General features: G+C 63.7%; 6 protein-coding genes. All 6 read left to right on the top strand.

Features of this window, described 5'->3' with window-relative positions:
* Nucleotides 1–22 precede the first annotated feature (22 nt).
* Nucleotides 23–832 (top strand): SDR family NAD(P)-dependent oxidoreductase, encoded by an 810-nt coding sequence (locus JOZ76_RS34210; RefSeq protein ID WP_291705796.1) that lies wholly within the window; start codon nt 23–25, stop codon nt 830–832.
* Nucleotides 833–867: 35 nt separating this feature from the next.
* Entirely contained in the window at nt 868–1,812 is a 945-nt protein-coding gene (locus JOZ76_RS34205; RefSeq protein ID WP_291705795.1) for a 3-hydroxyacyl-CoA dehydrogenase family protein, read from the top strand.
* A 60-nt stretch (nt 1,813–1,872) separates the two neighbouring features.
* Nucleotides 1,873–2,712: a 3-keto-5-aminohexanoate cleavage protein gene (locus JOZ76_RS34200; protein WP_291705794.1), complete on the top strand. Its 840-nt coding sequence runs from the start codon at nt 1,873–1,875 to the stop codon at nt 2,710–2,712.
* A 77-nt stretch (nt 2,713–2,789) separates the two neighbouring features.
* Nucleotides 2,790–3,452 carry a DAPG hydrolase family protein gene (locus JOZ76_RS34195; RefSeq protein ID WP_291705793.1) on the top strand — a complete coding sequence of 221 codons (663 nt, stop codon included), beginning with the start codon at nt 2,790–2,792 and terminating at the stop codon, nt 3,450–3,452.
* 72 nt (nt 3,453–3,524) lie between these two features.
* Nucleotides 3,525–4,754 carry an amino acid ABC transporter substrate-binding protein gene (locus JOZ76_RS34190; protein WP_291705792.1) on the top strand — a complete coding sequence of 410 codons (1,230 nt, stop codon included), beginning with the start codon at nt 3,525–3,527 and terminating at the stop codon, nt 4,752–4,754.
* 64 nt (nt 4,755–4,818) lie between these two features.
* A partial coding sequence (locus JOZ76_RS34185) for a branched-chain amino acid ABC transporter permease (protein ID WP_291705791.1) occupies nt 4,819–5,269 on the top strand: 451 nt, incomplete at its 3' end.

Below are 5,269 nucleotides of genomic sequence, written 5' to 3'. Positions count from 1 at the left end.
CCTATCCGCCGGGAGCGAAGCCATGACCGCCTCCGCCGACTTCCTCAAGGATCCGCTGTCGCTGTTCGATATCCGCGGCAAGGTGGCCGTCGTGACCGGCGCGTCGGGTGCCTTCGGCGCGCTGGCTGTGCAGGTGCTGGCCGGTGCCGGCGCGAAGGTCGCCGCCGTCGCCGGTAACGCCGAGGCGCTGGCCGAAACCGCATCGACGGCGCGCGCACTCTGCGCCGAGGTTCTGACCATCAAGGCGCGTCCGACCGACGAGGGTGCCTGCGAGGACATCGTCGCCGAGACGGTCAAGGCTTTTGGTGGTCTCGACATTCTCGTGGTTGCCTCGGGCAAGAACGATGTCGCCAAGATCGTCGACATGGCACCCAGACGATTTCTCGATGTGATGGATGCCAATGTCACCCAGTCCTGGCTGATGGCGCGGGCCGCCGGCAAGCAAATGCTGGCTCAGGGCCGCGGCGGCAAGATCGTGCTGATGTCCTCGGCGCGCGGCAAGCTCGGCCATCCAGCCGGCTACTCGGCCTATTGTGCCTCGAAATCGGCGATCGACGGCATCACCCGGGCGCTCGGCTGCGAATGGGGCAACACCGGGATCACCGTCAATGCGATCGCGCCGACGGTCTTCCGCTCCCCGCTGACCGCCTGGATGTTCGAGGACACCGAGCGTGCGCAGGAGGTGCGTAAGGGCTTTCTCGCGCGCGTACCGAAAGGCCGGCTTGGCGAGCCGCAGGATCTCGCAGGCCCCCTGCTGTTCCTCGTCTCGAGGGCATCGGATTTCTACACCGGGCACATCCTTGATGCCGACGGCGGCTACACGGCGGGCTGACATCTGCCGTTGCTTGCGACTCCATGGAGGCCAGCATGTTGCAACGAATCGGGGTTATCGGCGGCGGCACCATGGGCCACGGCATCGCCGCGGCCTTCGCCCTGCATGGCCTTTCCGTGCATCTCTATGAGCCCTCGGCAAGGCAGCGCGACGAGATCTTGCCATCGATCGAGGCGGCCTATGGCTTGTTGGTGGAGGAAGAGTTCGTTACCGAGGCCGCGATTGCCGCCGCGCTGCACCAGATCAGCATCTTTGACGAGCTCGCGCCCGCCGTTGCCGATCGCGACTTCATCGTCGAAGCGATTCCCGAGCGGATGGAGTTGAAGCAGGCGCTGTTCGCCGAGCTCGACCGTCTCTGCCCGTCCACCACCATCCTCGCCACCAACACCTCCAGCCTGCCGCTGGAGCCGATGATCGCCGCCCTGCCCGAAGCGCGCCGCAGCCGCACACTGGTGACGCATTGGTACAATCCTCCTCTGGTGATGCCGCTGGTGGAGATTTCCGCTTTCGGCAACATGCCGGATGATATCTATGACGAGGTCGCGTCGCTGCATCGGTCGATCGGCAAACGGGTCGCCAAGGTATTGAAGGACGTGCCGGGCCTGGTTGCCAACCGCATCCAGCAGGCCGTTGCCCGCGAGGTATTCTCGCTAATCGAGCAGGGAGTGGCTGATGCAGCCGACGTCGATACTGCGCTCAAATTCGGCCCCGCCTTCCGCTACGCCACCACCGGCCAGCTCGAGGTGGCGGACTTTGGCGGCCTCGATATCTGGCTCACAGTTGGCGACAATCTGCTCGCGGTAATGAGCGCCTCACGCGAGGCGAGCCCGTTACTGCGGCGGAAGGTCGACGAAGGCAAGCTCGGCGTCAAAACCGGCGCGGGCTTCTACAGCTACGACCAGGCGACAGTCCCGGCCATCCGCCGCGCCTTTCTCGGGCGGCTGGTCAAACAGCTCAAGACGTCAAACGCGTATTCGTAAGGATCAAGTCGGCGACAGCGGTCCTGATGCCGCTGTCGCCCAATGCGGAGGAACAGGATCATGGCCGATACCATCGTCACCGTCGCCCCGACTGGCGCTTTTCCAACCAAGGAACACAACCCGGCAATCCCGCTCACACCGCGGGAAATCGCCGAAGACGTCTATGAGTGCTGGCAGGCCGGCGCGGCGATCGCCCATCTGCACATGCGCGACGATGCGGGCAAGGGCACCATGGACAAGGGCCGCTTCGTCGAGACCGTCGGCCGCATCCGCGAACGCTGCGACATCGTGCTCAACCTCACAACGTCGGGCGATTTGAACGCGACGGATGAGACCCGCATGGCGCATCTGATCGAACTGAAGCCGGAGCTTGCCTCGTTTGACGCGGGCTCGATGAACTGGATGCATTCGACCCTATTCATCAATCGCCCGGATTTTCTCGAAAAGCTCGCCGCTGTGATGAACGAGAACGGCGTCAGGCCCGAGATCGAGGTCTTCGATTCCGGCATGTTTTACACCGCCACCCACTATATCCACAAAGGCATCCTGCGTGGCCCGGGCTATTTCCAGTTCGTGCTGGGCGCTCCCGGCGGGATCGGCGCGACGGTCGAGAATCTTGTCTTCCTCAAGAGCCTGCTGCCGCCGGATGCCATCTGGTCGGCGTTCGGCATCGGCGCCGCTCATCTGCCGATCCTGTTCGCCACGCTCGCGCTGGGCGGCCATGTGCGGGTCGGCATGGAAGACAACGTGTTCTACGCGAAGGGCCGTCTTGCCAAGAACAATGCCGAATTCGTCGCCCGCGCCGCACGTCTTGCTCGCGAGGCCAATGGCAGCGTCGCGACGCCGGCCAGTGCCCGGCACATCCTCAATCTTCCGACGCCCAAGGCCCTGGCCGCCTAGACGACAAACAACGCAGCACCGCAGCGGCGTGGATACCGGCCTTCGGCCATAGTTAAAAGCCATATCGGGAGGCGCGTATGGAGTTCGAGGACTGCAACCTGCTGCTGGAGCCGGGCTATCAGCCCTTCGAGTCTGGCTACAAGGATCTCGCCGGCGGCAAGAAGCTTGTCGCCGCCTTGACCCGCATGCCCGGCTGCCGCGCCAAGATGGTGCATTGGTGGTTCGGCTGGTTGGATGGCATCGAGCAATACAAGCTCTGGCACCCGCGCGACCATGTTGCCAGCAGCTGGGTCAATCGCATTGACGACAATTATATCGGCGCCTCCCATGTGGTGAGCGAATATCTCGCCGGCCCGTGCGGGCCGCTCTACAACCTCACCACTGACTTCCATCATCCGCACGAGATCTTCGACGCTCAACGCTACGACAGCTCGGGCTCCGTTGCCATCTGCGCGCGGATCGGCGACCAGGACGCCCCCGTTCACGTCGGACGTATGTGTCATTTTGTACGGGATACCGATTACGGCTGCGAAATGCGCTCGCGCTTCTGGCTGGGGATCCTCACTGACAAGAAAACCCGTCAGCAGGTTCCCGAGCACATCGCCGTCGAAGGCCGCAAGCGCCAGCTCAACGACGATTTCACGCGTCGCCTGCACCAGCACGCCACCGAGGAGATGGGTTATCTCACGGAGGTCCTGCCGGTGCTCTATCGCCGCTACACGGGCGACAACGCCTTCTGATCGCCGCGGATCTGCGCGAAGCGGCCAAGAACAACAAGACCACAGAACCATCAGATCAGCATGGAGGAGAGCATGAGGAGTCGAAAGTCGCATGAGTTGCTGAGCGCAGGACATCGTCTGTCCAGGCACCTGCGCGCGGTCGCGTTGTGCTCTGTCGCGGTTTTGGCCGCAACTAAGCCGGCCGCTGCTGCCGACGAGATCGTCATCGGTGCGTCGATCCCGTTGAGCGGGCCGCTGGCCGGGTTCGGCAGCTTCCAGAAATGGGGCTACAGCCGCGCTGTGGACGAGGTCAACAAGTCCGGCGGCATCGCCATCGATGGCAAGAAGCTGCTGGTCCGCCTGGTGTTGCGCGACGACAAGACCGACCCCAACGCCACCGCGGCCAATACCGAGACCCTGCTGTCGCGCGACAAGGCCGTGGCCCTGCTCGGCTCATGCACGCCTGCACTGGTGAACGCCGGCGCGCTCGTCGCGGAGCGGAAGAAAGTCCCGCTTGTTACGGCTTGCAATCCTCTCGAGGCGTTCAAATCCGTTCGCAAATGGACCTATGTCTGGGACCTGTTCTTTGATGAGCCTGAGCTGGCAGCGATCCCCTTCAAGGCGCTGCGCGACCTCAAGCTCGAAACCAACAAGAAAGTGGCAATCTTCCACGACAACGGGCCCGACGGCCAGGTGGTCGGGGGAGCACTGTGGCCCAACATGGCGAGGGATGCCGGGTACGAGGTGGTGGAAAACACATCCTTCCCGGTGGACAACACCCAGTTCACGTCCATCGTCGCCGAGGCGAAGGCGAAGGGCGCCGACATCGTGCTGGTCGACGCGATCACGCCCCAGGCGGTCTCGCTCCGCAAGCAGATCGCCTCGGCCGGCTACGCGCCCAAGCTGCTCGTGATCGAGAAAGGCGCGGAGCCGGTGCAGTTTGCCGAGGCGCTTGGCAAGCTCGCCGACGGCGTCGTGGTCGGCGGCTACTGGGATCCGAGCTTTCCCTATCCCGGCGCAAAGGATCTTGCGGCGGCCTTCGAGGGCGAGACCAAGCTGACCTCCAGTCAGCACATCGCGGATAGCTACGCCGCGGCCCAGATCCTGCTCGACGCGATCGCATCCGCCGGCTCGCTCGGCCCGGACACGATCAATGCGGCGATCGCGCGGACCGACAAGAATTATGTGGTCGGCCCGATCAAGTTCGATGAAAACCATACGGCGAAGTTGCCGCTGGTGATGCTGCAATGGCAGGCCGGCAAGACGCCGATCGTCTGGCCTCAGGAGCGCGCCAACGGCAAGGTGCTGTTCCCGCTGCCTTGATCTCGCGCACGCGCTGGGTGCCGATAGGGATCGGCACCCTCTCCTCCTGTCAGGACCGGATGCGATGGTTGGGCTCGACGTCATTCTCAACGCCCTGATCTCCGGCGTGCTGCTCGGCGGGATGCTGGCGCTCACGGCGCTTGGCCTCTCCATCATCCTCGGTGTGATGCGGCTCGTGAATCTCGCGCATGGCGAGTTCCTGGTGGCAGGCGCCTATGCCGGGCTGTTTCTCCTGCAATGGACCGGAATCGATCCGCTCCTCGGCCTTGGTCTTATCGGCATCGCTTTGGCGCTGATCGGCTATCCCATTTATCGCTTCCTGCTAGCACCGCTGGCTGGCAAGGGCCCCGAAGCGTCGATGATGACGATGTTCGGCCTCTCGATCATTCTTCAGAACGTGTTCGTGCTGTTATTCAGCGCGGACACCCGCGCGATCGAGCGCGGCTATGCCACCGTCCCGCTCGATTTCGGCCCCATCAGCGTGCCGCAGATCTATGTCATCGGCTTCTGCATTT

Origin of the sequence: Bradyrhizobium sp. (assembly GCF_019244115.1) — a bacterium.
Lineage (GTDB): Bacteria > Pseudomonadota > Alphaproteobacteria > Rhizobiales > Xanthobacteraceae > Bradyrhizobium.
Note: the sequence above shows the minus strand (reverse complement) of the source record. Positions and strands in the feature narration are given on the sequence as shown.